General features: G+C 60.3%; 26 protein-coding genes. 14 read left to right on the top strand and 12 right to left on the bottom strand.

Translation table 11 applies throughout. From position 1 onward, the window contains the following. The first annotated feature begins 27 nt into the window (after positions 1-27). The 3 genes from AACY45_RS16400 to rpoS all read left to right on the top strand — a co-directional run bounded on the left by AACY45_RS16400 (position 28) and on the right by rpoS (position 2,838). On the top strand, positions 28-663 hold the full coding sequence (locus AACY45_RS16400) for a protein-L-isoaspartate(D-aspartate) O-methyltransferase (RefSeq protein WP_176457689.1): 636 nt from the start codon (positions 28-30) through the stop codon (positions 661-663). Between the two features lie 211 nt (positions 664-874). Next, entirely contained in the window at positions 875-1,729 is an 855-nt protein-coding gene (locus AACY45_RS16395; protein WP_339546426.1) for a peptidoglycan DD-metalloendopeptidase family protein, read from the top strand. A 104-nt stretch (positions 1,730-1,833) separates the two neighbouring features. Continuing rightward, positions 1,834-2,838 carry an RNA polymerase sigma factor RpoS gene (gene rpoS, locus AACY45_RS16390; protein WP_095166839.1) on the top strand — a complete coding sequence of 335 codons (1,005 nt, stop codon included), beginning with the start codon at positions 1,834-1,836 and terminating at the stop codon, positions 2,836-2,838. A gap of 507 nt (positions 2,839-3,345) precedes the next feature. Here the strand turns inward: rpoS and fdxA are convergent. Together fdxA and mutS are read right to left on the bottom strand one after the other, a co-directional pair. After that, a complete protein-coding gene (gene fdxA, locus AACY45_RS16385; protein WP_339546425.1) occupies positions 3,346-3,669 on the bottom strand; it encodes a ferredoxin FdxA in 324 nt (107 codons plus the stop codon). A gap of 140 nt (positions 3,670-3,809) precedes the next feature. Then, positions 3,810-6,389 (bottom strand): DNA mismatch repair protein MutS, encoded by a 2,580-nt coding sequence (mutS, locus tag AACY45_RS16380; protein WP_339546424.1) that lies wholly within the window; start codon positions 6,387-6,389, stop codon positions 3,810-3,812. Positions 6,390-6,589: 200 nt separating this feature from the next. Here mutS and AACY45_RS16375 point away from each other — a divergent pair, with 200 nt between their 5' ends. The 5 genes from AACY45_RS16375 to recX all read left to right on the top strand — a co-directional run bounded on the left by AACY45_RS16375 (position 6,590) and on the right by recX (position 10,067). Then, on the top strand, positions 6,590-7,324 hold the full coding sequence (locus AACY45_RS16375) for a LexA family transcriptional regulator (RefSeq protein WP_339546521.1): 735 nt from the start codon (positions 6,590-6,592) through the stop codon (positions 7,322-7,324). A gap of 186 nt (positions 7,325-7,510) precedes the next feature. Next, positions 7,511-7,852 (top strand): phage holin family protein, encoded by a 342-nt coding sequence (locus AACY45_RS16370; protein ID WP_339546423.1) that lies wholly within the window; start codon positions 7,511-7,513, stop codon positions 7,850-7,852. Positions 7,853-7,957: 105 nt separating this feature from the next. Next, positions 7,958-8,458: a CinA family protein gene (locus tag AACY45_RS16365; RefSeq protein ID WP_339546422.1), complete on the top strand. Its 501-nt coding sequence runs from the start codon at positions 7,958-7,960 to the stop codon at positions 8,456-8,458. A gap of 83 nt (positions 8,459-8,541) precedes the next feature. Beyond that, positions 8,542-9,591, top strand: a complete 1,050-nt coding sequence (gene recA / locus AACY45_RS16360) for a recombinase RecA (RefSeq protein WP_095166849.1) — start codon at positions 8,542-8,544, stop codon at positions 9,589-9,591. Between the two features lie 8 nt (positions 9,592-9,599). Next, positions 9,600-10,067, top strand: coding sequence for a recombination regulator RecX (gene recX / locus AACY45_RS16355; RefSeq protein WP_339546421.1), 468 nt, complete (start codon positions 9,600-9,602; stop codon positions 10,065-10,067). Between the two features lie 34 nt (positions 10,068-10,101). On the opposite strand, the gene AACY45_RS16350 is transcribed toward recX, so the two are convergent. After that, positions 10,102-11,220 (bottom strand): LOG family protein, encoded by a 1,119-nt coding sequence (locus tag AACY45_RS16350; protein ID WP_339546420.1) that lies wholly within the window; start codon positions 11,218-11,220, stop codon positions 10,102-10,104. A gap of 481 nt (positions 11,221-11,701) precedes the next feature. On the opposite strand from AACY45_RS16350, the gene AACY45_RS16345 reads away from it, so the two are divergent. Then, positions 11,702-11,896: a hypothetical protein gene (locus AACY45_RS16345; RefSeq protein WP_339546419.1), complete on the top strand. Its 195-nt coding sequence runs from the start codon at positions 11,702-11,704 to the stop codon at positions 11,894-11,896. On the opposite strand, the gene AACY45_RS16340 is transcribed toward AACY45_RS16345, so the two are convergent. Then, positions 11,897-12,322: a PA3611 family quorum-sensing-regulated virulence factor gene (locus AACY45_RS16340; RefSeq protein WP_339546418.1), complete on the bottom strand. Its 426-nt coding sequence runs from the start codon at positions 12,320-12,322 to the stop codon at positions 11,897-11,899. A 190-nt stretch (positions 12,323-12,512) separates the two neighbouring features. Between AACY45_RS16340 and AACY45_RS16335 the strand changes: the two genes are divergently transcribed. Further along, positions 12,513-13,223: a tRNA-uridine aminocarboxypropyltransferase gene (locus AACY45_RS16335; protein WP_339546417.1), complete on the top strand. Its 711-nt coding sequence runs from the start codon at positions 12,513-12,515 to the stop codon at positions 13,221-13,223. Here the strand turns inward: AACY45_RS16335 and AACY45_RS16330 are convergent. Next, the gene (locus AACY45_RS16330; protein WP_339546416.1) at positions 13,220-14,119 is read right to left on the bottom strand and encodes a DMT family transporter; all 900 of its coding nucleotides are present in this window, start codon (positions 14,117-14,119) and stop codon (positions 13,220-13,222) included. The two genes, AACY45_RS16335 and AACY45_RS16330, sit on opposite strands and share 4 nt — an antisense overlap. Before the next feature lie 237 nt (positions 14,120-14,356). Between AACY45_RS16330 and erdR the strand changes: the two genes are divergently transcribed. Then, entirely contained in the window at positions 14,357-15,007 is a 651-nt protein-coding gene (gene erdR, locus AACY45_RS16325) for a response regulator transcription factor ErdR (RefSeq protein WP_095166875.1), read from the top strand. A gap of 75 nt (positions 15,008-15,082) precedes the next feature. After that, positions 15,083-15,445 carry a diacylglycerol kinase gene (locus AACY45_RS16320; protein ID WP_095166877.1) on the top strand — a complete coding sequence of 121 codons (363 nt, stop codon included), beginning with the start codon at positions 15,083-15,085 and terminating at the stop codon, positions 15,443-15,445. 4 nt (positions 15,446-15,449) lie between these two features. Here AACY45_RS16320 and AACY45_RS16315 read toward each other — a convergent pair whose 3' ends face one another. Further along, the gene (locus tag AACY45_RS16315; RefSeq protein ID WP_095166878.1) at positions 15,450-16,376 is read right to left on the bottom strand and encodes a LysR family transcriptional regulator; all 927 of its coding nucleotides are present in this window, start codon (positions 16,374-16,376) and stop codon (positions 15,450-15,452) included. Between the two features lie 119 nt (positions 16,377-16,495). Between AACY45_RS16315 and fpr the strand changes: the two genes are divergently transcribed. Then, a complete protein-coding gene (gene fpr, locus AACY45_RS16310; protein ID WP_003443014.1) occupies positions 16,496-17,275 on the top strand; it encodes a ferredoxin-NADP reductase in 780 nt (259 codons plus the stop codon). Between the two features lie 53 nt (positions 17,276-17,328). Here fpr and tsaA read toward each other — a convergent pair whose 3' ends face one another. From tsaA to rimO, 6 genes are all read right to left on the bottom strand, one after another. Then, positions 17,329-18,021 (bottom strand): tRNA (N6-threonylcarbamoyladenosine(37)-N6)-methyltransferase TrmO, encoded by a 693-nt coding sequence (tsaA, locus tag AACY45_RS16305; RefSeq protein WP_339546520.1) that lies wholly within the window; start codon positions 18,019-18,021, stop codon positions 17,329-17,331. A 39-nt stretch (positions 18,022-18,060) separates the two neighbouring features. Next, a complete protein-coding gene (locus AACY45_RS16300; protein WP_339546415.1) occupies positions 18,061-18,861 on the bottom strand; it encodes an SDR family oxidoreductase in 801 nt (266 codons plus the stop codon). A 151-nt stretch (positions 18,862-19,012) separates the two neighbouring features. Beyond that, positions 19,013-19,477 carry a YehS family protein gene (locus AACY45_RS16295; protein ID WP_095166883.1) on the bottom strand — a complete coding sequence of 155 codons (465 nt, stop codon included), beginning with the start codon at positions 19,475-19,477 and terminating at the stop codon, positions 19,013-19,015. Positions 19,478-19,544: 67 nt separating this feature from the next. Beyond that, a complete protein-coding gene (locus AACY45_RS16290) occupies positions 19,545-20,255 on the bottom strand; it encodes an rRNA pseudouridine synthase (RefSeq protein ID WP_339546414.1) in 711 nt (236 codons plus the stop codon). 82 nt (positions 20,256-20,337) lie between these two features. Further along, positions 20,338-20,811 (bottom strand): GNAT family N-acetyltransferase, encoded by a 474-nt coding sequence (locus tag AACY45_RS16285; RefSeq protein WP_339546413.1) that lies wholly within the window; start codon positions 20,809-20,811, stop codon positions 20,338-20,340. A gap of 137 nt (positions 20,812-20,948) precedes the next feature. Continuing rightward, on the bottom strand, positions 20,949-22,286 hold the full coding sequence (gene rimO, locus AACY45_RS16280; protein WP_339546412.1) for a 30S ribosomal protein S12 methylthiotransferase RimO: 1,338 nt from the start codon (positions 22,284-22,286) through the stop codon (positions 20,949-20,951). Between the two features lie 288 nt (positions 22,287-22,574). On the opposite strand from rimO, the gene AACY45_RS16275 reads away from it, so the two are divergent. After that, positions 22,575-24,476, top strand: a complete 1,902-nt coding sequence (locus AACY45_RS16275) for a potassium transporter Kup (RefSeq protein ID WP_339546411.1) — start codon at positions 22,575-22,577, stop codon at positions 24,474-24,476. Positions 24,477-24,501 lie beyond the last annotated feature (25 nt).

Here is a 24,501-nt window from a genome sequence, read left to right as displayed (position 1 = left end):
GACGATATGCTGCGCCGCGGGATCGGGATGACTTCCCAGCGTACCCGTGAGCGCCTGATCCAGCGACTTTATGAAGAGGGCGTGAGCAACGCCCAGGTCCTGGAGGTGATTCGCCGCACGCCGCGCCATCTGTTTGTCGATGAAGCGCTGGCCCATCGTGCCTACGAAGACACGGCCCTGCCGATTGGCCACAACCAGACCATTTCCCAGCCTTACATGGTGGCGCGCATGAGCGAGCTGCTTCTGGAGGCGGGGCCCCTGGACAAGGTCATGGAGATCGGTACGGGCTCCGGTTACCAGACTGCGGTGTTGTCGCAACTGGTGGAGCGAGTGTTTTCGGTCGAGCGGATCAAGGTCCTGCAGGATCGGGCCAAAGAGCGCCTGGTGGAGTTGAACCTGCGCAACGTGGTGTTTCGCTGGGGCGATGGTTGGGAAGGCTGGCCGGCGCTGGCGCCTTATAACGGCATCATTGTCACGGCGGTAGCGACCGATGTGCCCCAGGCCCTGCTGGATCAGTTGGCGCCAGGAGGGCGTCTGGTGATTCCGGTCGGGTCAGGGGAGGTTCAACAATTGATGTTGATCATCCGAGAAGAACAAGGGTTTTCCAGGCGCGTGCTGGGCTCGGTGCGCTTCGTCCCGTTGCTGAACGGGCCATTGGCCTGAGCATTTGTTCAACGGCGCTGAATTCTCTTCGATTGCCTTGGTCTTACAGCGGCAAGGATGGCTTCAACGTCGTTGTACTACAGCCAGTAAACCCTGGGCCTGTACGATTTCGTTTTGCCGACGGTAATGCGCCAACGGCCAGTTATACTTGCGACACTTCATGCCTGAACCAGGCATCTACTATTTTCAGCCACCAGAAAGGGAGCGGCGGGTGAGTCTCAACGTCATTGCGCAGCGTATTGGTACAAAAAGCTTTCAGTGCCTGGTGACTGGCCTTGTCTTGAGCTCCTTGCTGGTCGGTTGCTCCAGCACCAAGTCGAGTGACGTGCGGGTTGTCGATCGCAGCAACACGGCCGCCCAGCGTCCTGCCGTTACCACCGGCCAGTATGTAGTCCGTCGCGGCGATACCTTGTTTTCCATCGCTTTTCGCTACGGCTGGGACTACAAAGCCCTCGCGGCGCGCAACAATATTCCTGCGCCTTACACGATACATCCGGGTCAGACGATTCGCTTCGATGGGCGCTCCGGTTCAACGCCGACCCCGGTGGTGACGTCCTCCACCACCAGTTCTTCGCCTTCCGGAAAATTCACGGTGACCCGCCGTCCCGCTTCGGCCGGCACCAGTACGACCACCGCTGCGCCGTCCACTGCCCGCAAGCCAGCGCCGGCGCCAATGCCCCCGGCGGGGCCCGCTCCCACAGGATGGGGTTGGCCATCTAATGGCATTCTTATTGGAAAATTCTCTTCAAACGGTAGTTTGAATAAAGGAATTGATATCGCCGGAGATTTGGGACAGCCTGTTTTAGCTGCGTCTGATGGGACTGTCGTTTACGCCGGGAGTGGCTTGCGGGGCTACGGTGAATTGGTCATTATCAAACACAGCGATACCTACGTCAGTGCCTACGGTCACAACCGCAGGCTGTTGGTTCGGGAGGGGCAGCAGGTCAAGGTCGGACAGACAATTGCCGAAATGGGGTCAACGGGTACGGACCGGGTGAAACTGCATTTTGAGATTCGCCGACAAGGTAAGCCAGTTGATCCGCTGCAATTCCTGCCGCGTCGTTGATTTGTTACCAGCCTGTTCCTTCACGTAGAGGAACAGGCTCCAGCGTTGCCAAGGATAAAGGCGCCGCTCGAGCTTGAGGTCGAACTCACCAAAGGACTATAACAATGGCTCTCAGTAAAGAAGTGCCGGAGTTTGACATCGACGATGAGGTTCTCCTGATGGAGACCGACGTCGCATCGGATCAGACGTCGAATGAGGGGTCTGCTACACCTTCAGTTCGCGCAAAATCCAAGCACTCCGCCTCACTCAAGCAACACAAGTACATTGACTACACGCGGGCGCTTGACGCCACCCAGCTGTACCTCAATGAAATCGGCTTTTCCCCCCTGTTGTCCCCGGAAGAAGAAGTTCATTTTGCGCGCCTGTCGCAAAGCGGTGATCCGGCTGGGCGAAAACGCATGATTGAAAGCAACTTGCGGCTGGTGGTGAAAATCGCCCGGCGCTATGTCAATCGTGGGCTGTCATTGCTCGACCTGATCGAAGAGGGCAACCTCGGACTGATCCGGGCAGTGGAAAAGTTTGATCCGGAGCGTGGCTTCCGCTTCTCGACCTACGCAACTTGGTGGATTCGTCAGACCATCGAGCGCGCGATCATGAATCAGACCCGGACCATCCGGTTGCCGATTCACGTAGTCAAAGAGCTGAATGTCTACCTGCGTGCCGCCCGAGAGCTGACACAAAAGCTCGATCATGAACCCTCGCCCGAAGAAATCGCCAACCTGCTGGAAAAACCGGTGGGCGAGGTCAAGCGCATGCTCGGCCTGAATGAACGGGTTTCTTCGGTCGACGTCTCGCTGGGTCCGGATTCGGACAAAACCCTGCTGGACACCCTGACCGACGACCGTCCTACCGATCCCTGTGAGTTGCTTCAGGATGATGACCTGTCACAGAGTATCGATCAGTGGCTGTGTGAATTGACCGACAAGCAACGCGAGGTGGTGATTCGCCGCTTCGGCTTGCGCGGCCATGAGAGCAGCACGCTGGAGGACGTAGGCCTGGAAATCGGACTGACCCGCGAACGGGTCCGGCAGATCCAGGTAGAAGGGCTGAAACGCCTGCGTGAAATCCTCGAGAAAAATGGATTGTCGAGCGAGTCTCTGTTCCAGTAGCAGGAACCCCGGTACTCGATCAGCAAAAACCCCGACATCTCGGGGTTTTTTGTGCCCGCGATTTCACCCTTTGTTTAGCTGGGAGAGTAACCCGGGTGCTTTCCCGTGTTGCTGTAAGCCGTGGCTTACTCTTTCGTAAGTGTTCGGTTTTTATGTTTGCTGGATGAATGCCGTTACTCAGTAATACATTTTTTAACATGCTGATTTATAAAGAATTAATTGTTGCTGAAGGCACTTCTACACCTACTGTTTAAGCCTAAGCGGTGATTGTGATTGCTGACGAAGCCTTTAATATCAGCCCTGTGTCGACGGACAGACACAGCCATCAAGGATGATGGTCAGGGAACATCGCAAGGATGTGATTCATCAGGACGATGAAAAGGAACACAGGGACTAGGGAAAAAATGTGGGCGGGTCACACCGCCCCTTTTTTTGCCCGCCGAAAAGTACCGCTCCCGAATACGCAAAAAGGCCCGCGAAGGGCCTTTTTTGAGCGTGCAGCGAAGATCAGCGATCCAGGTCTTGGATCTTGCCTTTGACGCCATCAAACTCCGCTGCGTCTGGCAGCGGATCTTTCTTCTCAGTGATGTTGGGCCAGATTTCGGCCAGTTCAACGTTCAGCTGAATGAATTCTTGCATCCCTTCCGGAACTTCGTCCTCGGAGAAGATGGCCACAGCAGGGCATTCCGGCTCGCACAGGGCGCAGTCGATGCACTCATCCGGGTGAATCACCAGGAAGTTCGGGCCTTCGTAAAAGCAGTCCACCGGACAGACTTCTACGCAGTCGGTGTACTTGCACTTGATGCAGTTGTCGGTGACGACGAAGGTCATTTCTAATTCTCTCCTCAGGCGGCGTGCTGCGCCCCTTCACGGTGGGGTCGCCAGGTTTGGGAGCGCTTGCCTGCAGACCAGGCTAATAGCCTGCAGCACCCCAAACCGCGCGAGATTCTAACAGCTTGCAGGCAACAGCGTTAGATCCGTGTCTTCAGTGTATAGAGCATTTCGAGTGCACGACGTGGTGTCAGGTCATCCAGATCGAGTTTTGCCAGCTCATCCAGCACGGGGTGAGGCAGGCTGGCGAACATGTCGCTCTGCTGCGGCGTAGCCGGTTTGCCTTTGGCCGGAGCCGGGACTTCATGGGGCAGGCTGGTGGTTTCCAGGCGGCTCAAGTGTTCCCGGGCACGCAGGATGACCTCTGTGGGTACGCCCGCCAGTTGTGCCACCGCCAGGCCGTAACTCTGACTGGCGGGGCCAGGCAGCACGTGGTGGAGGAACACGATGCGTTCGTTGTGCTCAGTGGCATTGAGATGCACGTTGGCTACCAATGGCTGGCTTTCCGGCAGGACCGTCAACTCGAAGTAGTGGGTGGCGAACAGGGTATAGGCGCGCAACTGGGCCAGGCGCTCGGCCGCTGCCCAGGCCAGGGATAGACCGTCGAAGGTGCTGGTGCCACGCCCCACTTCGTCCATCAGCACCAGGCTGCGCTCGGTGGCATTGTGCAAAATGTTCGCGGTTTCGCTCATCTCCACCATGAAGGTCGAACGCCCGCCGGCGAGGTCGTCACTGGAGCCGATCCGGGTGAAGATCCGGTCCATGAGCGACAATTCACAGCTGGCTGCCGGCACGAAACTGCCGATGTGGGCCAGCAACACGATCAGTGCGGTCTGGCGCATGTAGGTGGATTTACCGCCCATGTTCGGGCCGGTGATCACCAGCATCCGCGTGTTGTCATCCAGGCTCAGGTCATTGGCCACGAACGGTGTGGTGAGCACTTGCTCGACCACTGGGTGGCGCCCCTGGCTGATGCGCATGCACGGCTCGCTGACGAAGCGCGGGCAGTTCAGGTCCAGGTTCAAGGCCCGTTCGGCCAGGTTGCTCAGCACATCCAGCTCGGCCAGCGCCGCAGCGGTGTCCTGCAGGGGCGGCAGTTGGCTGATCAGGTCCTCGAGCAAGGCTTCGTAAAGCATTTTCTCGCGGGCCAGCGCACGGCTCTTGGCCGACAGCGCCTTGTCCTCGAACGCCTTGAGTTCCGGAGTGATGAAACGCTCGGCCCCCTTGAGCGTTTGGCGCCGGATGTAGTCGGCGGGAGCTTGTTCGGCTTGCTTGCTGGGCAGTTCGATGAAGTAGCCGTGAATCCGGTTGTAACCGACCTTCAGATGCGACAGGCCGGTGCGGGCCTTTTCTCGAGCTTCCAGGTCGATCAGGAACTGGCCGGCGTTTTCGCTCAGCGATTGCAGTTCGTCGAGCTCGGCGTCGTACCCGGTTTTCAATACCCCGCCGTCGCGGATTACCGCAGGCGGGTTATCGATGATGGCTTTTTCCAGCAGCGCCGCCAGCTCGGGATAGGTGCTGGTGGTCACGGCCAACTGGTTCAGGTGGGGCGCCTCCAGTTCACTCATCGCCACCTGCAGTTGCGGCAGGGCACCGAGGGCGTCACGCAAACGTGCCAGGTCGCGCGGGCGAGCATTGCGCAGGCCGATCCGTGCCAGGATCCGCTCGATGTCGCCGATCTCCTTGAGCTGCGGTTGCAGCTTCTCGAAGCGATAGCCATCCAGCAGGCAGGTGATCGAACTCTGCCGCGCCTGCAGCACCTGCAGGTCACGCAGCGGGCGGTTCAACCAGCGGGTCAGCAGGCGACTGCCCATGGCGGTCTGGCAGCGATCGACCACCGATTGCAGGGTGTTGTCACGGCCGCCGGCCAGGTTGGTGTCCAGTTCCAGGTTGCGCCGGCTCGCGCCGTCCAGCACCACGGTGTCGTCCAGGCGTTCATGCCGCAAGCTGCGCAAGTGCGGCAGGGCGGTACGCTGGGTTTCCTTGGCATAGCTCAACAGGCAACCGGCAGCGCCGATGGCCAGGGTCAGGTTTTCGCAACCAAAACCCTTGAGGTCCTGGGTGGAAAATTGCTGGCATAGGCTCTTGAGCGCCGAATCTCGCTCGAAATCCCACGGCGCGCGACGACGAACGCCACGCCGTTTTTCGGCCGGCAGGTCTTTGGGCCAGTCATCCGGGATCATCAGTTCCACCGGGTTGACCCGCTCCAGCTCGGCCAGCAGGTTTCCCCAGCCTTTGATTTCCAGCACTGTGAAGTTGCCGCTGGTAATGTCCAGCACGGCCAGGCCGAACAGACGTTCGTCACCCAGCACAGCGGCGATCAGGTTGTCGCGTCGCTCGTCCAGCAACGCCTCGTCGCTGACGGTACCAGGGGTAATGATGCGCACCACCTGGCGATCCACCGGGCCCTTGCTGGTCGCCGGGTCGCCTACCTGCTCACAGATCACCACCGACTCGCCCAGCTTGACCAGCTTGGCCAGGTAGCCTTCGGCGGCATGGTAAGGAATCCCGCACATCGGGATCGCCTGACCGGCCGACTGCCCACGTGCCGTCAAGGTGATGTCCAGCAGCTTGGCGGCTTTCTTCGCGTCCTCGTAGAAGATCTCGTAGAAGTCACCCATGCGATAGAACATCAACTGGTCCGGGTGCTGGTTCTTCAGGCGCCAGTACTGCTGCATCATCGGGGTGTGGGAGGACAGGTCGGAAAGTGCTTTATTCATCGGGTAATCAGGCGGATTCATTCAAAGGGGTGGGTAAAGGAGGGCGTTGCCCAGGCCTTTGCGCGATGGGCGCAAGGTTACCATGGGCGGCTGCGCGTGACCCAGGGATGAACGTCATGCGGGGTGTTTTGCAGATCCAAAAGGCCATTTATGCAAAACTGCATTTGTCATCACTGAAAAGAACCCGCATCATGGGAATTATGCAAAAACGCAATGTTTCTACCGTCCTCAGGGCGCTGCTCGATCAACACGGGATCTCCCCTACGGAGCTTCACCGTCGTACCGGCGTGCCGCAATCCACCCTCTCGCGGATACTCGGCGGCAAGATCGCCGATCCATCGGATAAACACATCTCGAAGATCGCCGAGTATTTTCGCGTGAGCACCGACCAGTTGCGGGGTCGCGTCGATGTCGCGCCGGGTAGTCCGCCTGCACGGGATCCCGCGCACTCGGAACTCAAGGACATCAGCCTGTGGGATGACGATACACCCATCGAAGACGACGAGGTCTCGGTACCCTTTCTGCGCGAGGTTGAATTGGCTGCTGGATCAGGACGATTCGTCATCGAAGAAAGCGAGCGCGCCAGCCTGCGTTTCGGCAAGCGCAGCCTGCGCCACAACGGCGTGCAGTTCGATCAGGCCAAGTGCGTGACCGTGCGCGGCAACAGCATGTTGCCGGTGCTGCGTGATGGCGCCACGGTCGGGGTGAATGCCGGCAAGTGTGGGATCGGCGATATCGTCGACGGCGACCTCTACGCCATCAACCACAACGGCCAGTTACGCGTCAAACAACTGTATCGCCTGCCCACCGGGATTCGCCTGCGCAGCTTTAATCGTGAGGAGCATCCGGATGAGGACTATGGCTTCCAGGATATCCAGGCAGGGCAGATCATCATCCTGGGGCATGTGTTCTGGTGGGGGATGTACGCCCGCTGATGGTTTTGCGCGTCAATGCAAGCCCGCCCTACGGCGGGTTTTTTGTGCCTGGAATTCTTTTGGGTATTTGGCCATGAATTAGTTTGATGCGTTTGCGCATTGATCTTGTTCAAAGTTGCAGCATTTGTGATTGACTGATTATGCATCAGTGCATAGTCTTTTGGCTCGCCACTCAGGAGTACTGAAATGACAATTGAACAGCAAGCCTTGCTGGAGATCCCTGTCTGGCTGGTCATTGCGCTCACGCTGCTGGGTGGCTTGTCGGGTGAAATGTGGCGAGCGGACAAGGAGGGTGACCGTGGTTGGTCCTTGGTCCGGCGCCTGGGCCTGCGCTCCGGGTCGAGCATGATCTGCGGTGTCTCGGTGGTGATGCTGTTGTACGCCGCCAACATCTCGGCCTGGACGGCTGGCGCGTTCGGCTGCCTGACGGCCTTGGCCGGTGCAGATTTCGCCATTGGCTTGTATCAGCGCTGGGTAGCCAGGCGTATCGGCGTAGCGCAAGCCAATGCCTCGGAGGATCAGCGGTAGTGCACTGGCGCGGCGCGACTCATATTTTGATCCACCCAGCGCCTTGCAAGCGCAACCTGCTCATGTAGGGTAGTGCCCACGCCCGTCTGATCAGGAGAGAGAGTCGTGAATGAAATCACCCAGCTGGCCGCGGAACTGGGCCGGCGTTTACAGGTTCTCAATGCCCACGTCAGCACGGCCGAATCCTGCACTGGGGGCGGGATCGCTGAAGCGATTACCCGGATTGCCGGTAGTTCGGCCTGGTTCGAAGCGGGTTATGTCACCTACTCCAATCGCCAGAAAACCCAGCAACTGAAGGTGCCGGGTGAATTGTTCGAGCGGGTCGGGGCGGTGAGTCGCGAGGTCGTGGAGGCCATGGTCCGCGGGGCGCAGCGCAACAGCCATGCGCGGTTTGCCGTGGCGGTCAGCGGGATCGCCGGACCTGACGGTGGCTCGCCGGCCAAGCCGGTGGGGACTGTCTGGCTGGCCTGGGGGGTGGGCGAGGCCGTGTTTAGCGAGTGCCAGCACTTCCCCGGCAACCGCGATGAGGTCCGCCGACAAACGGTGAAGGCCGCGCTAGAGGGCTTGCTGCGACATGCCGCCGGAGAAATCTCAAATCAGGGGTAGGCGATCCACAATCGCTGTGGAATAATACTGTCTACTTATACAGGTGTTGGCCGTCAGGCCTTATTGATTACGTGAGGACTTTAATGGACGACAACAAGAAGAAAGCCTTGGCTGCGGCCCTGGGTCAGATCGAACGTCAATTCGGCAAGGGTGCCGTAATGCGTATGGGCGATCAGGACCGTCAGGCGATCCCGGCTATCTCCACTGGCTCTCTGGGGCTGGACATCGCGCTCGGCATTGGCGGCCTGCCAAAAGGCCGTATCGTTGAAATCTACGGTCCTGAATCCTCCGGTAAAACTACCCTGACCCTGTCGGTCATCGCCCAGGCGCAAAAAGCCGGCGCGACCTGCGCGTTCGTCGACGCCGAGCACGCCTTGGACCCGGAATACGCTGGCAAACTGGGGGTCAACGTTGACGACCTGCTGGTTTCCCAACCAGACACCGGCGAACAAGCCCTGGAAATCACCGACATGCTGGTGCGTTCCAACGCGGTTGACGTGATCATCGTCGACTCCGTGGCAGCATTGGTACCCAAGGCGGAAATCGAAGGCGAGATGGGCGACATGCACGTGGGCCTGCAAGCCCGCCTGATGTCCCAGGCGCTGCGTAAAATCACCGGTAACATCAAGAACGCCAATTGCCTGGTGATCTTCATCAACCAGATCCGGATGAAAATCGGCGTGATGTTCGGCAGCCCGGAAACCACCACCGGTGGTAACGCGCTGAAGTTCTACGCCTCGGTTCGCCTGGACATCCGCCGTACCGGCGCGGTGAAAGAAGGCGACGAAGTGGTTGGCAGCGAAACCCGCGTCAAAGTCGTCAAGAACAAGGTGGCAGCACCGTTCCGGCAGGCCGAGTTCCAGATTCTTTACGGCAAGGGCATCTACCTCAATGGCGAGATGATCGACCTGGGCGTGTTGCACGGTTTTGTTGAGAAGTCCGGTGCCTGGTATGCCTACAACGGTAGCAAGATCGGTCAGGGCAAGGCCAACTCGGCCAAGTTCCTGCAAGACAACCCGGACATCGCCGCCAAGCTCGAGAAGCAGATTCGCGACAAGCTGCTGACGCCGGTGGACCTGAACGCCGCGCCGGTCAAAGAGACCGAAGATGACCTGGCCGACGCTGATATCTGATTGATCCAATGACCGCCGTACTCGATACCCTCGTCGCGGTGCGGCGAACCGCAATGGACCTGCTCGCGCGACGCGAGCACGGTCGAGTCGAGCTGACGCGCAAACTGCGTCAGCGCGGCGCCCCCGATGAAATGATCGACACTGCCCTCGACCGTCTGACGGAAGAGGGGCTGCTGTCCGAATCCCGTTACCTCGAAAGCTTCGTCTCCTACCGAGCCCGTTCAGGCTATGGCCCTTTGCGCATTCGTGAAGAGCTGAGTCAGCGTGGGTTGCAGCGCGCCGATATCGAACTCGCCTTGCGTGAGTGTGGAATCAGTTGGCAGGCACAATTGGAAGACACCTGGCGCCGTAAATTTGCCGGGCAGTTGCCGATCGATGCCCGCGAGCGTGCCAAGCAAGGGCGCTTCCTCGCGTATCGAGGCTACTCCATGGAGATGATCGGCCGTTTGTTCAGCGGCCGAGCAATGGACGAGTAAACAAGCCCGACTAAAAATAGTCGGGCTTTTTTATTCACGTCACTTTGCTGGGGTCCCGTTGGCGTTGGGTCGTTGCGGGTTGGGAGGTGACCCAGTTTTCCGGCAGGTTGAGGTAGTCCACCAGCTCACGCAGACGCCCATGATCCCGGGCGTTGAAGGTGAACGCCAGGCGCGCCAGGTGGCTGAACTGGGCTTCGTCATGCTCCTCGCCGCTGTAGGCATGCTGGTGAAAGTGATCGCTCAGGCACAGGTCGGCGAAGGCCACTTGCAAGTGTGCCAGCGCCTGCTCGTTGAGCGCATGATTCATGCGGATCACAAACTGGTTCTTCAGCCAGCGGCTGGAGTGGAAGTTGCTGTAGAACTGATTGATTTGCGCCACGGCGTCCTCGGCGTTATCCACCAGGCGCACCAGTTTCAGGTCGTTGGGCAGGATGTAGCGATTGGCCTCCAGTTGATTGCGGATGAAATCCAGTGCGCCTTCCCAGAACTTGCCGCCCGGGGCATCCAGCAGCACCACGGGCACCAGCGGGCTTTTGCCGGTCTGGATCAGGGTCAGTACTTCCAGGGCTTCGTCCAGTGTGCCGAAGCCGCCCGGGCACAGCACCAGCGCGTCCGCTTCCTTGACGAAGAACAGTTTGCGGGTGAAGAAAAAGTGGAAGGGCAGCAAGTTGGCGGTGCCACCGACGGTGGGGTTGGCATGCTGTTCGAAGGGCAGGGTGATGTTGAACCCAAGGCTGTGATCGCGGCCGGCGCCTTCGTGAGCGGCGGCCATGATCCCGCCACCGGCACCGGTGATCACCATCAGGTCCGATTGCGCGAGTTTCCCCCCCAGTTCCCGAGCCAGGGCATACAGCGGATGCTCCACCGGCGTACGCGCTGAGCCGAACACCGTCACCTTGCGCCGTCCCTTGAACTGTTCCAGCACACGGAACGCATGCTCCAGTTCGCGCAAGGCTTGCAGGGTGATTTTGGCATTCCAGCGGTTGTGGTCGTCCTGGGCCATGCGCAGGACAGTCAACATCATGTCGCGGTAGATCGGAATGTTCGGACTGTTGGGGGAAACCAGGTTGAGTTGTTCTTCGATCTTGCTCGTGAGATCGATACCGTTGCTCTGAAAATGACGTATCAGAAGGTCATTCGGTTGGTAAGGCATTCAACTTCTCCTTCTACACAGAACCTTCGGCCCGACCGAAAGATTCGTCGGGGCCGCGACACACCTTGTGTCGCCTGGGCATTACAGCCAACCCGACTCTCCGCGGACGGCCGTCGAGTCATCCTGACGGGCTCTGTTTATCCCTTGGATGAAAGAAACGTTCGTAAGACACCGCTCTGGAGGGCAGCCCTTTTCTGCCATGAGCATTGAATATCCACAGGTTAAATCTAGACGCTCGGCGTCAGTTGCGCTGACGTGATCATGGTCCTGAAAAGTCTGTGCTGGCAATAGCTTGTTGGCGACAGGTAATCGACTTTCACCGCCCGTCCGAAGCTGCACCGCAGGTCCTACGCTCTGATTTACTGAAACACAGACACGCAACACATTTGTCGTGCGTCCCGGGCAAGACGCAAGGCACCAGGAGCTGTGGGGAGTCATCGCGCAACAAAGTAGTGGCGATTCTTAAGCACGGAGGCGGGTTATGACGCTGGTGATACTGGAGATCGATACGCAGTTGTATCGAATGCTCAAGTCGGCAGCCGAGGACCATCAGGTGAGCCTCGAGGAGGAATGTCGGCGGCGGCTGGAAGGCAAGGAACAGCGCTTGCCATATCTGCAGGCGCTGGTGGCGGAACTGCGCGCCGATGAAGAGCAGCGACGCGCGGGCTCGGGGTAGTTACTTCTTCTTTTTCGCAGGTTCTGCCGGGCAGTCCGACTCCTGGAATCGGGCCGAGGCCACCGGACGGTTGGTTTTGTTCTCGGTGAATTCGTAACGCATGATCGCGCCTTGGGCCATCAGCTTGCGGTAGTTGGGGTTGCGGCAAACGCTGGCGCCCAGTTGCAGGTAGACGGCTTTCGGGTTGGCGCGCATTTCTTCGGCATACACCGATTGCACGCTGAGGTGACTAACCAGCTCCTTTCCTTCGACCGTGTAGCCCTGGTCCAGAATGTTGTCATTGAGCTCACGAGGCAGGCCAACGTTACTTTCCGCGGCCACCTTCTCCAGCATCTTGCTCAAGTTCAAGTCTTTCAGGGACGCGGCCTGGGCGCAGAAGGGCAGAGCCAGCACAAGGGCGGCGGTGGGGACGATTAGGCGCAGCATGAAACTCTCCTGATTCAGTGACTGGTGCTTCGACCCGTCACAGGGCTGAGCGTTCAGTGGCGGCAAATTATAGGGTGCGGGCGGCGGGTGGTACAGGCTTGCGCGGGCTGCTCTGGTAAACTGCTGGCACTTTATTGCCCTGCCGAGCGCTTTTTGTGTCGATTCAATCCCCTTGCCGTCGAAACCTGCCATGAGCCACGCCGTTTCCCGTTTGCGCGCCCAGCGCCTGGCCCGCGCCGTCCGCCCCTTTGTTGCGCGGGGTTCGCGGGCTGAGCGGTGCGCCGGCTGCCGGGTGATCCCCAGCCATTGCCTGTGTGCCTGGCGGCCGACCGTTGCCGCCAAATCGGCCATGTGCCTGGTGATGCATGACGTCGAGCCGATGAAACCGAGCAATACCGGTTGGCTGATTGCCGACGTGATCGAGCAAACCAGTGCGTTTCCCTGGTCCCGAACCGAGGTCGAGCCGGGCTTGCTGGCCTTGATCGCCGACCCGCAGTGGCAGCCGTACATTGTGTTTCCGGGGGAGTTTGTCGCCCCGCAGCGGGTGGTGAGTGAGGTCCGGCTGGAGCCGGGCAAGCGCCCGCTGTTCATTCTGCTGGACGCGACTTGGAGCGAGGCACGCAAGATGTTTCGCAAGAGCCCTTATCTTGAGCATTTGCCGGTGTTGAGCCTGCAGCCCGAGCAACTGTCGCGCTACAAGTTGCGCCGCTCCAAACGCGATGATCACTTCTGCACCGCCGAAGTGGCCGCGCTCTGCCTGGAACTGGCCGACGACCAAGTCGCCAGCGAAGTGCTGGACGCCTACCTGGACGTCTTCAGCACCCATTACCTGTCGGCCAAGTTTCAGCAGGCGATTGATCCGCACGACGCAGTCCACACTCGCCTCAAGCCCTACCTCTAGGTGGTGCTGCGGGCCAGCGCTGGGCTTTTTGGCCAGAGCTGAGCCGCCAGCATCCCGGCCAACATCAACCCACAGCCGATATAGCCGCGCAGGCTCAGTTCTTCACCCAGCAGCCAGGCACCGGCGATGGCGGCAAACACCGCCTCCAGGGAAAAAATGATCGCGGCATGGGAGGCAATTGCGTCTTTCTGCGCAATGACCTGCAAGGTGTAGCCGATGCCGACCGCAATCAGGCCACCATAGAGAATGGCCGGGCCGGCGGCGATGATCGCGTTGAGGTCCAAGGTCTCCAGGCACAGCGCCAGGACCAGGCTGACCACCGAGCAGGTGGTGAACTGCAGGAATGCCAGGCGAATCGGGTCGTGGCGGCTGGCGAAAACGCCCACCAGCACCACGTGTCCGCCCCAGACAAAAGCACCGATCAACTGCAACCAGTCGCCGGAAGCGACCTGGAACTGATCGCCGACGCTGAGCAGGAACATCCCGACCACCGCCAGAGTCGCCCCGAACCAGGTGCCGAGCCCGGTCTTGTGGCCAATCAACAGCCCCAGCAGCGGCACGACGATGACGTAGAGCCCGGTGATGAAGCCGGCATTGGTTACGCTGGTAAACAGCAGGCCGACCTGTTGCAGGTTGATCCCCAGGGCCAGGGCGAGGCCCATCAGGCCACCGCCGATCAACAAACCACGGGTCAGGAAGGGTTCGTGGTGGCTGTTCTGACGGGTGCCACGCAGGACCAGCGGTAGCAGACACAACGAACCCAGTGCGAAGCGCAGGCCGGAATAGAGGAAAGGACCAATGTGATCCATACCGGAGGTTTGTGCGACAAATCCTGATCCCCAAATCATAGCGGTGATCAACATCAGGACATCGGCACGCAGGGCTGTGGTCTGCATGATGGCACTCTTATTAGTTAGCCAGCTAAGATGCCGTAAAGGATGCGGCTTGACCACCCCGGCTTCGCTGGGCATCCTTGGCGCCGATTAGGGTGCGGCCGAAGATTGAAACGCCGGTTTTATGGGCTCTTGGCGTTGAACGTACCCTGTTGGTTGCGCCTGCTGGTGCTACCTTGAGTTGTGTTGGTGAGGCCTGAATGCATCAGGCCTGCCATAAAAAACAGGATCATTTGAACAATGGCCACATACGAAATCCTGATTGCCGATGACCACCCCCTCTTTCGTAGCGCACTGCACCAGGCCGTCACCCTGGGCCTGGGCCCGGACGTGCGCCTGGTGGAAGTGGCGAGCATTGCCGAGCTGGAAACCCGCCTGACCGAGAAGGCCGACTGGGACCTGGTGCTGCTGGACCTGAACATGCCGGGTGCATACGGGTTTTCCGGGCTGGTGCTGTTGCGCGGCCAGTACCCTCAGATTCCGGTGGTGATGGTCTCGGCACAGGAAGAAGCGTCGATCATGGTCAAGTCCCGGGAGTTCGGGGCCAGCGGCTTCATTCCCAAGTCCAGCTCGCTGGAAGTGATCCAGCAGGCGGTGCGTGCGGTGCTGGACGGCGATGTGTTCTGGCCGCCGCAAGCGTTCGAAGCCGTCAGTGTCTCACCAGAAGCCAAGGCGGCGAGCGAGGGCCTGGCGAGTTTGACCCCGCAGCAGTTCCGCGTGCTGACCATGGTCTGCGAAGGTTTGCTGAACAAGCAGATTGCCTACGAGCTGAGTGTGTCGGAGGCGACCATCAAGGCCCACGTGACGGCGATTTTCCGCAAGCTGGGTGTGCGCACGCGGACTCAGGCGGCGCTGCTCTTGCAACAACTTGAGTCAATTTCGCCGCAATAAAGCCGGCTCATTCACGCTTTTTTGACTTTTGTTGATCTAGTTTTCCTACTCCTTTTTGTTCAGTTGCCTACTCCTATGTCACCTTTCAAAGGCCAGACCGGCCTCAAACGCATCCTCAACGCTTCGGGCTACTCCCTGGACGGCCTGCGTGCCGCCTTCACCGGCGAAGCGGCTTTTCGGCAACTGGTGTTGCTCAACGTGATACTGATTCCGCTGACCTTCATTCTGAATGTCAGCCGCGTCGAACAGGCTGTGCTGATTGCCGTCTGCCTGCTGGCGCTGATCGTGGAGTTGCTCAACTCCGCGGTAGAAGCGGCCATCGACCGCATCTCCCTCGACCTGCACCCGCTGTCGAAAAATGCCAAGGACATGGGCAGCGCCGCTCAGTTCGTGGCCTTGAGCATGATCGCGCTGGTGTGGGCGGTGATCCTGATCTGACCCCTCAGGCGATGCTCGGCAGCACGATTTCGTCGCTGCGCTGAACCCCGGCGGTGAAGGCGCGGCACAGCTCGAGGAACTCGCGCATGGCCGAGGTCTGGTACTTCTGTTTGTGCCAGATGAAATAGAACTGCCGGGCCAGGTCCAGGTCTGGCGTTTCCACCGCCACCAGACTGCCGCGCCGGAAGGCGTCGCGCAGGGCCAGGCGGGAAATGCAGCCAATGCCCAGGCCCGACTCCACCGCGCGTTTGATCGCTTCGGTGTGTTCCAGCTCCAGGCGGATGTTCAAGGCGCTGCGGTGATGGCGCATGGCTTGGTCGAAGGTCAGGCGAGTGCCGGAACCCTGTTCGCGCAGAATCCACGCCTCATGGCTGAGCTCCTCCATGCTGGCGGTGCCACGCTGTGCCAGCGGATGCTGGGGGGCGCAGAACACCACCAGTTCATCTTCGACCCAGCTCTGCACTTCGATGTCCGGATGGCTGCAGTCGCCCTCGATTAGACCCAGATCAATTTCATAGTGCGCGACCTGTTGCACGATATTGGCTGTGTTCTGCACATGCAGCTTCACCTGGCTCTCCGGGTGGCGCTGCATGAAGCTGCCGATCAGCAAGGTCGCCAGGTAGTTGCCGATGGTCAGGGTGGCGCCGACCGCCAGCGAGCCAAAACCGGACTTGCCGTTGAGCAGGTCCTCGATTTCTTTGGCCTGGTCGAGCAGGGCCACCGCTTGCGGCAACAGCTGTTTACCCAGGGCGTTGAGGCTCAGCCGTTTGCCGGCGCGATCGAACAACTGGCAGCTGCACTGGCGCTCCAGTTCGGTGATCGAGGTGCTGGCCGCCGATTGCGAGAGGTTGAGCAGACCCGCAGCACGGGATACGCTTTCCTGCTGGGCAACGGCGACGAAGACTTGAAGTTGACGTAGAGTAAATCGCATATCTATATAACCGATAACCCTTATCTTAATAATCCATTTAACAGATATTGTCGCTGCCATTAGAATGCGATGCAATTGCGCACAGCGGCGCAGGCAAAATCTCCAGGAGTCCCACGTACATGAGCAACATGAACCACGAGCGTGTCCTCAGTGTTCACCACTGGAACGACACTCTGTTCAGCTTCAAGTGCACCCGCGATCCGGGCCTGCGCTTCGAGAACGGTCAGTTCGTGATGATCGGCCTGCAACAGCCCAACGGCCGCCCGCTTATGCGCGCTTACTCGATTGCCAGCCCGAACTGGGAAGAGCATCTGGAGTTCTTCAGCATCAAGGTGCCTGATGGCCCGCTGACTTCCCAGTTGCAGCACCTCAAGGAAGGCGACGAGATCATCATCAGCAAGAAGCCTACGGGCACGCTGGTGCTGGACGACCTGAAACCGGGCAAGCATCTGTACCTGCTCAGCACCGGTACCGGCCTCGCGCCCTTCATGAGCGTGATCCAGGATCCGGAAACCTATGAGCGTTTCGAAAAAGTGATCCTGTGCCACGGCGTGCGTTACGTCAACGAAGTCGCTTACCGCGAGTTCATCACCGAGCACCTGCCACAGAACGAGTTCTTCGGCGAAGCCCTGCGTGACAAGTTGATCTACTACCCGACCGTGACCCGCGAGCCGTTCGAAAACGAAGGCCGCCTGACCGACCTGATGCGCAGCGGCAAGCTGTTCAGCGACATCGGCCTGCCCCCGATCAACCCGCAGGACGACCGCGCCATGCTGTGCGGTAGCCCGAGCATGCTCGACGAGACCAGCGAAGTGCTCAATAGCTTCGGCCTGAAAGTGTCGCCGCGCATGCGTGAGCCGGGTGATTACTTGATCGAGCGTGCGTTCGTCGAGAAGTAAGTCCCCGCATCACTGAAAAGCCCCCATTGCCTGTGTAGGCAGTGGGGGCTTTTTTATGTCGGAATAACTTCGAGGACGCGAATCACCCCGGCCTCGGGATAATGCCAACGCACATCCAGGTCCCAGAACTGCGCGCCATATTCCCGCTCAGGTGTAGGAATCTGATAAGCCGGGCGTGGGTCCTGTGCCAGACATTGCTCAATCAGCTCAACCAGCGGCTCTGCAAGGCGCTGAGCGTGCTCGTGAGCCTGTTGCAGCGCAACATCCGCCCACTGCACGGGGATCAGTTGCGGCGCGGCGCTGGCGATGCTGTTGGAGGCGCTGTCGATAATATCGGCGTAGGGCACATAGGGTTTGATGTCCAGAACCGGTGTGCCATCGAGCAGGTCGATACCGGAGATCCACAGGCGATTGGCTTCGACCCGGTCCAGCTTGACCACTGACTGACCGATGCCGTTGGGGCGATGGGTGGCCCGGGTGGCGAATACCCCCATGGATGTGTTGCCGCCCAGGCGTGGTGGGCGCACCTTGAGCCGTGGCTTGTCTTCCAGGGCCTGGTGAAACAGGAACAGCAGCCAGACATGGCTGACCTGCTCCAGGCCCTGCACCGCATCTCCCTGGTCGAACGGCGCCACCAGCTCCAGGATGCCCCGCGCGGCAGGGGCCAGTTGGGGCTGGCGGGGAATGGCGAACTTCTCCTTGAAGCAGGAGTGCACAAAGCCGATGGGGGAAACGCTGTAGGTCATGGTGGCGGGTCGAGGCGGGGTTAGGGCGAGCATGATAACTCAGGCGACCCTGGAGCCGCCCCACCGGCCTCGGAGGCTGAACCCACCATCCAGCGGAATAATGTTCCCGGTCATGTACGCCCCGGCGGTGCTCGCCAGGCTGATAGCCAGCGCCGCCATTTCCTCCTCGCGCCCCCAGCGCTGCATGGGGATCAAGGCCGTGTCTTCGACCAAGGCCTGGGCATCGTTGCCGATGTGCTGGGTCATCTTGCTCGGGAAGCGTCCTGGGGCAATCACGTTGACGTTGATGTGCTGGCTGACCAGCTCCCTGGCGAGAATCCGCGACAGCTGGTGCAGGGCTGCCTTGCTCGGGCCATAGGCGTAGGCCTGTTCACCGAAGGAGGAGATCCCGGCGACCGAGCCGATGTTGATGATCCGCGCCGGATTGGCGGCCGAACCGGCCTTGCGCAACAGCGGCAGGAATTGCTGGATGCAGTTGAACACCGAGGTCACGTTCAACTGCATGACTTTTTCCCAGCCTTTGACTGGGTAGCTTTCCAATGGTGCTCCCCAGGTGGTGCCAGCATTGTTCACCAGGATGTCCAGGTGGCTCACGCGTTCGCCGAGACGGCTGGCCAAATGGGCGACACCTTCCTCTGTGGCGAGGTTGGCCGCGATCCCGTGGCAGCGCCCCAGAGCGCCCAGTTCATCGGCGGTCTGTTGGCAGGCCCCGGCGTCGCGCGAGCAGACATACACCGTCGCTCCCGCTTCGAGGAAGGCTTTGGCAATCATTTTGCCGATACCACGAGTACCGCCGGTCACCAGAGCGGTGCGGCCTTGCAGGGAGAAGTAGGGGTGCATGGCGAATCCTGATCACTGAGGGTCACTACACCCTAGTCGTCAGCCGCCGGAAGCGGAGCCACTATTTTTGCCCGGAATGTGCAGCCATAGGGGCAGGAGGCGCTTGCGGGCGATGGCGTTTTGAGGGACACCATCGCTGGCAGGCCGGCTCTTACTGCGGACGGACGCGCAGGGTCAGGCCCTTGAGGAAGTTGCGCAGCAGTTGGTCGCCGCACGGGCGGTAGTTGGTGTGGCCGAACTTGCGAAACAGCGCGCTCAGCTCCGGCTTGGACACCGGGAACTCGGAGGCCTTGAGGATGGCGTGCATGTCGTCTTCCTTCAGTTCGAAGGCCACGCGCAGTTTCTTCAGGATGATGTTGTTGGTCACCGGCGTTTCGATCGGCTGTGGCGGACGGCTTTCGTCCTTGCCACGCTTGAAGATCACCAGGCCATCGAGGAAATGTGCCATGACGTCGTCGGGGCAGAACACGAAACCTTCTTCCTCGTCTTTCTTGAGGTAGGTCACCAGGTCTTCCTTGGTGACGTCCATGCCGCCGAGTTTGATGATCTCGACGACCTTGTTGTCGCTGATGTCGAGCATGTAGCGCACGCTGCGCAGTACGTCGTTATGAATCATGTGTGCAGTCCTGATCATTCAGCTGTGGGCGTTGCCGGTACCGGCGACACCGAAATGTGTGGCAGCCTCAGAATTTCTCTTTGGCGGACAGATAGCGCCATTGGCCCAGAGGAACCTTGCCGATGGAGACGCCGCCGATACGAATGCGGCGGATGGCGATGACCTTGAGGCCGACCGCCTGGCAGAGCAGGGCGATGATGCCCGGTTGCGGGTTCTTCATCGCGAAGCGCAGGCGGTTTTCGTTCTGCCAGCTGGCTTTGACCGCTGGCAACTCCTTGCCCTTGTAAGTCAGGCCATGGTTCAGGCGGTTGAGACCGTGGGCGACCATGTCGCCTTCGACTTCGACCACATATTCTTGCTCGATCTTGCTCGCGTCGGCCGTGAGCTTGCGCAGGATCTTCCAGTCCTGGGTGAACACCAGCAGGCCGCTGGCGTTGGCTTGCAGGTCGGCACTGGCGGTCAGGCGCAGGAAATGGCCCTTGAGTGGACGCTTGCTGAAACGGTGCTCCTCGCTCAGGGTGTCGGCGCTGATCAATTGCTGGGCGCTCTCGACGTCCATGCCCGCGGGGGCATGCAGCAGGATGGTCACCGGCTCCGGCGCAGTGGCCTTGGCTTCGGGGTCCAGCGCGACTTTCTGGGTGTCGACCTTGAACTGCGGCTCGTCGATGACTTCGCCGTCCACGGTGACCCAGCCGCCTTCAATGAACAGCTCAGCCTCCCGACGGGAACAGCCGACGAGTTCGATGAGGCGTTTGGAGAGACGAATCGGGTCAGTCATGACAGGGCCGTAACAAAAAGGGGGCAGGCATTGTACCTGCCTCGCGCCGGTTAATCGCGGGTCCATTTGCCTTGTGTGGCTTTTAGCCGCGCAGCGCCTGCGGCTTGGGCTGCTTCAAACGCATGTGCAACAACGGATAGGGCTGGCCCATGCCGTCGACTGCCGAGCGTCCGATCACTTCAAACCCTTGCTTGTGGTAGAAGCCCAGGGCCTGGGGATTCTGTTCGTTGACGTCCAGTTCATCGGCATTCAGGTGTTCCATGGCGTAGTGCAACAGTTGTTTGCCCAGGCCTTCGCCACGATGCTGGGGGGCGATGAAGAGCATTTCGATCTTGCCGGCCGCGACCCCGGCGAACCCGGTGATGTGCTGCTGTTTGTCACGGGTGCAGATCAGCATCACCGCGTCGAGGTAGCGGGTGAGTACCAGATTGCGCAGCAACTCGATGTAGCTGTCTGGCAGAAAATCGTGGGTCGCGCGGACCGATGCCTCCCAGACCTGGGTCAGTTCCTGATAATCGTTGAGTGTCGGCGTATGGATGACCGAATGGTGACGCATGCCCGTCTGCCTCTTTTGGTGGATAAGCAAACGATAGCTGTAAAAAAGCCCCGCATCTCGTGAAAAAGAGCGGGGCTTTCGGATTCAGCGCAATCGATGGTGAGCGAGCCTGCTCGCTCCCACCGGACGTGTGTCGTTTAGATCTGTTCAGCCCACAGGTCGTACTCGTCGGCATCGGTGACCTTGCACCAGACTTTATCGCCGGGCTTGAGGTTGCTGCCGTTGTCGATGAACACGTTGCCGTCGATTTCCGGGGCATCGAAGAAGCAGCGGCCGACCGCGCCTTGCTCGTCGACTTCATCGACCAGCACTTCGATTTCACGGCCGATGCGCATTTGCAGGCGCGCCGAGCTGATGGCCTGCTGGTGCGCCATGAAGCGCTCCCAACGGTCCTGTTTGACGTCGTCCGGGACCACGTCCAGGTCCAGGTCGTTGGCCGGTGCGCCTTCCACCGGCGAGTACTGGAAGCAGCCCACGCGGTCGAGTTGCGCTTCGGTCAGCCAATTCAGCAGGTACTGGAAGTCTTCTTCGGTTTCGCCAGGGAAACCGACGATGAAGGTCGAGCGGATGATCAGGTCCGGGCAGATTTCACGCCAGTTCTTGATGCGCGCCAGGGTCTTGTCTTCGAAGGCCGGGCGCTTCATCGACTTGAGGACTTTCGGGCTGGCGTGCTGGAACGGGATGTCCAGGTACGGCAGGATCTTGCCGGCGGCCATCAGCGGGATCAGCTCGTCGACGTGCGGGTACGGGTAGACATAGTGCAGGCGTACCCAGACACCGAGGGTGCTGAGGGCTTCGCACAGTTCGGTCATGCGGGTCTTGACCGGCGCGCCGTTCCAGAACCCGGTGCGGTACTTGACGTCAACACCGTAGGCGCTGGTGTCCTGGGAGATCACCAGCAGTTCCTTGACGCCGGATTTGACCAGGCGCTGGGCCTCGTCCAGCACGTCGCCCACCGGGCGGCTGACCAGCTTGCCGCGCATCGACGGGATGATGCAGAAGCTGCAGCTGTGGTTGCAGCCTTCGGAAATCTTCAGGTAGGCGTAGTGGCGCGGGGTCAGCTTGATGCCTTGTGGCGGCACCAGGTCGATCAGCGGGTTGTGATCCTGGCGCGGCGGCACGACTTCGTGCACGGCATTGACCACTTGCTCGTACTGCTGCGGGCCGGTGACGGCCAGCACGCTTGGGTGCACGTTGCGGATGTTGCCTTCTTCGACGCCCATGCAGCCGGTCACGATGACCTTGCCGTTTTCCTTGATGGCTTCGCCGATCACTTCCAGGGATTCGGCCTTGGCCGAGTCGATGAAGCCACAGGTGTTGACCACCACGACGTCCGCGTCCTGATAGGTGGACACGACGTCATAGCCTTCCATACGCAGTTGGGTAAGGATGCGTTCGGAGTCGACCAACGCTTTTGGGCAACCCAGGGATACGAAGCCAACCTTGGGGTTGGCCGACGCAGGAGTGGTGGACATGTCTAACCTCGGTATTTGTGACGCCTCCAGCCGGGAACGGCAAGGCGACAGACGGGCGCTTACTGCGCCTCTGATCAAAAAGTGCGCAATTCTAGCGATGGTCGGCCCTCTTGACCAGCTTTATGCAGGGAAATACGACGAGTGCTGCGCTATGCTTCGCGCCGTTGGGCTTTGCCGATTTCTTACAGTCAACAAAACGTCTGTAACGGGAAGTAAAACAGCGCATGCTGCGCGATAACGTATCGTGCTTTGCCAAGGCAGTCCGGGTCTGGGTAGTAGGGGGGGTGGATGGGTCAGGCAAGTAGTCAGGCGGCAGGTGTCGAGCATTCGGCGGCCAAGCCGATCGGCATGCTGGTGGCGGCGGTTGGGGTGGTGTACGGCGATATTGGCACGAGCCCGCTGTATACCCTCAAGGAGGTCTTCTCCGGGGGCTATGGTGTGCCGGTCAACCACGACGGCGTGCTGGGGATTCTGGCGCTGATCTTCTGGTCGTTGATTTGGGTGGTGTCGGTCAAGTACATGATGTTTGTCCTGCGTGCCGACAACCAGGGCGAAGGCGGAATCATGGCCCTGACCGCGCTGGCGCGGCGCGCGGCGGCCGGGCATGCGAAGTTGCGCACCTTGCTGGTGGTCTGCGGGCTGATCGGTGCGGCGCTGTTTTATGGCGACAGCATGATTACCCCGGCGATTTCCGTGCTCTCGGCGATTGAAGGCCTGGGCCTGGCATTCGACGGCATTGACCATTGGGTGGTGCCGATATCTCTGGTGGTGCTGGTGGCGCTGTTCCTGATTCAACGCCACGGTACTGCGCGCATCGGCATTCTGTTCGGGCCGATCATGGTCACCTGGTTCCTGGTGCTGGGCGCGCTGGGTGTCTACGGCATCCTCCAGCACCCGGAAGTGCTGCAGGCGATGAACCCGGTCTGGGGTGTGCGCTTCTTCATTGTCCACCCGGGCATGGGCGTGGCGATCCTCGGCGCGGTGGTGCTGGCATTGACCGGTGCCGAAGCGCTGTACGCCGACATGGGCCACTTCGGCCGCAAGCCAATTGCCCGTGCGTGGTTCATCCTGGTGCTGCCGGCACTGATGCTGAACTACTTCGGCCAGGGCGCACTGCTGCTCGGTGACCCGACCGCAGCCCGCAACCCGTTCTATCTGCTGGCGCCAAGCTGGGCCTTGATTCCGTTGGTCGGCCTGGCGACCCTGGCCACAGTGATTGCCTCCCAGGCGGTGATTTCCGGGGCGTTCTCCCTGACCCGCCAGGCCATCCAGCTCGGCTACATTCCGCGCATGCACATCCAGCACACCTCCAGTGCCGAACAGGGCCAGATCTACATTGGCGCGGTGAACTGGTCGCTGATGGTCGGGGTGATCCTGCTGGTGCTCGGTTTCGAATCCTCCGGGGCGCTGGCCTCGGCGTACGGGGTGGCGGTGACGGGCACCATGCTGATGACCACCATCCTGGTGTCGGCGGTCATGCTGTTGCTGTGGAAATGGCCTCCGCTGCTGGCGGTGCCGGTGCTGCTGGGCTTCCTGTTGGTGGACGGTCTGTATTTTGCCGCCAACGTGCCGAAAATCGTCCAGGGCGGGGCCTTTCCGGTGATCGCCGGTCTGGCGCTGTTCGTGCTGATGACCACCTGGAAGCGCGGCAAACAACTGTTGGTCGAGCGGATGGACGAGGGTGGCCTGCCTCTGCCGATCTTCATCGGCAGCATCCGTGTGCAACCGCCCCATCGGGTCCAGGGTACGGCGGTGTTCCTCACCGCACGTCCGGACGCCGTGCCCCATGCGCTGTTGCACAACCTGTTGCATAACCAGGTGCTGCACGAGCAGGTGGTGCTGCTGACCGTGGTCTACGAAGACATCCCACGGGTGCCACCGGCGCGGCGCTTTGAGGTCGAAGCCCACGGCGAAGGGTTCTTCCGGGTGATCCTGCACTTTGGCTTCGTCGATGAGCCGGACGTGCCGCAGGCGCTGAAGCTGTGTCATCTCGATGAGCTGGACTTCAGCCCGATGCGCACCACCTACTTCCTCAGCCGCGAAACGGTGATCGCCTCCAAGCTCGAAGGCATGGCCCGCTGGCGCGAAGCCCTGTTCGCCTTCATGTTGAAAAACGCCAACGGCAACCTGCGCTTCTTCAATCTGCCGCTCAACCGGGTGATTGAATTGGGGACGCAGGTCGAGATGTAGTTCGCGGGCCCGCGGCGAGGTCTGT

Source organism: Pseudomonas sp. RA_35y_Pfl2_P32 (assembly GCF_963970735.1).
Taxonomy (GTDB): Bacteria; Pseudomonadota; Gammaproteobacteria; order Pseudomonadales; family Pseudomonadaceae; genus Aquipseudomonas.
This window is presented reverse-complemented; position numbering and strand designations above follow the sequence as displayed.

What these genes read in the sequence shown, in the direction of transcription:
- AACY45_RS16400 (WP_176457689.1), top strand. Translation starts at nt 28, where the DNA reads ATGACTTCCCAGCGTACCCGTGAGCGCCTGATCCAGCGACTTTATGAA.
- rpoS (WP_095166839.1), top strand. Translation starts at nt 1,834, where the DNA reads ATGGCTCTCAGTAAAGAAGTGCCGGAGTTTGACATCGACGATGAGGTT.
- fdxA (WP_339546425.1), bottom strand. Translation starts at nt 3,669, where the DNA reads ATGACCTTCGTCGTCACCGACAACTGCATCAAGTGCAAGTACACCGAC.
- mutS (WP_339546424.1), bottom strand. Translation starts at nt 6,389, where the DNA reads ATGAATAAAGCACTTTCCGACCTGTCCTCCCACACCCCGATGATGCAG.
- AACY45_RS16375 (WP_339546521.1), top strand. Translation starts at nt 6,590, where the DNA reads ATGCAAAAACGCAATGTTTCTACCGTCCTCAGGGCGCTGCTCGATCAA.
- AACY45_RS16370 (WP_339546423.1), top strand. Translation starts at nt 7,511, where the DNA reads ATGACAATTGAACAGCAAGCCTTGCTGGAGATCCCTGTCTGGCTGGTC.
- recA (WP_095166849.1), top strand. Translation starts at nt 8,542, where the DNA reads ATGGACGACAACAAGAAGAAAGCCTTGGCTGCGGCCCTGGGTCAGATC.
- recX (WP_339546421.1), top strand. Translation starts at nt 9,600, where the DNA reads ATGACCGCCGTACTCGATACCCTCGTCGCGGTGCGGCGAACCGCAATG.
- AACY45_RS16350 (WP_339546420.1), bottom strand. Translation starts at nt 11,220, where the DNA reads ATGCCTTACCAACCGAATGACCTTCTGATACGTCATTTTCAGAGCAAC.
- AACY45_RS16345 (WP_339546419.1), top strand. Translation starts at nt 11,702, where the DNA reads ATGACGCTGGTGATACTGGAGATCGATACGCAGTTGTATCGAATGCTC.
- AACY45_RS16340 (WP_339546418.1), bottom strand. Translation starts at nt 12,322, where the DNA reads ATGCTGCGCCTAATCGTCCCCACCGCCGCCCTTGTGCTGGCTCTGCCC.
- AACY45_RS16335 (WP_339546417.1), top strand. Translation starts at nt 12,513, where the DNA reads ATGAGCCACGCCGTTTCCCGTTTGCGCGCCCAGCGCCTGGCCCGCGCC.
- AACY45_RS16330 (WP_339546416.1), bottom strand. Translation starts at nt 14,119, where the DNA reads ATGCAGACCACAGCCCTGCGTGCCGATGTCCTGATGTTGATCACCGCT.
- erdR (WP_095166875.1), top strand. Translation starts at nt 14,357, where the DNA reads ATGGCCACATACGAAATCCTGATTGCCGATGACCACCCCCTCTTTCGT.
- AACY45_RS16320 (WP_095166877.1), top strand. Translation starts at nt 15,083, where the DNA reads ATGTCACCTTTCAAAGGCCAGACCGGCCTCAAACGCATCCTCAACGCT.
- AACY45_RS16315 (WP_095166878.1), bottom strand. Translation starts at nt 16,376, where the DNA reads ATGCGATTTACTCTACGTCAACTTCAAGTCTTCGTCGCCGTTGCCCAG.
- fpr (WP_003443014.1), top strand. Translation starts at nt 16,496, where the DNA reads ATGAGCAACATGAACCACGAGCGTGTCCTCAGTGTTCACCACTGGAAC.
- tsaA (WP_339546520.1), bottom strand. Translation starts at nt 18,021, where the DNA reads ATGACCTACAGCGTTTCCCCCATCGGCTTTGTGCACTCCTGCTTCAAG.
- AACY45_RS16300 (WP_339546415.1), bottom strand. Translation starts at nt 18,861, where the DNA reads ATGCACCCCTACTTCTCCCTGCAAGGCCGCACCGCTCTGGTGACCGGC.
- AACY45_RS16295 (WP_095166883.1), bottom strand. Translation starts at nt 19,477, where the DNA reads ATGATTCATAACGACGTACTGCGCAGCGTGCGCTACATGCTCGACATC.
- AACY45_RS16290 (WP_339546414.1), bottom strand. Translation starts at nt 20,255, where the DNA reads ATGACTGACCCGATTCGTCTCTCCAAACGCCTCATCGAACTCGTCGGC.
- AACY45_RS16285 (WP_339546413.1), bottom strand. Translation starts at nt 20,811, where the DNA reads ATGCGTCACCATTCGGTCATCCATACGCCGACACTCAACGATTATCAG.
- rimO (WP_339546412.1), bottom strand. Translation starts at nt 22,286, where the DNA reads ATGTCCACCACTCCTGCGTCGGCCAACCCCAAGGTTGGCTTCGTATCC.
- AACY45_RS16275 (WP_339546411.1), top strand. Translation starts at nt 22,575, where the DNA reads ATGGGTCAGGCAAGTAGTCAGGCGGCAGGTGTCGAGCATTCGGCGGCC.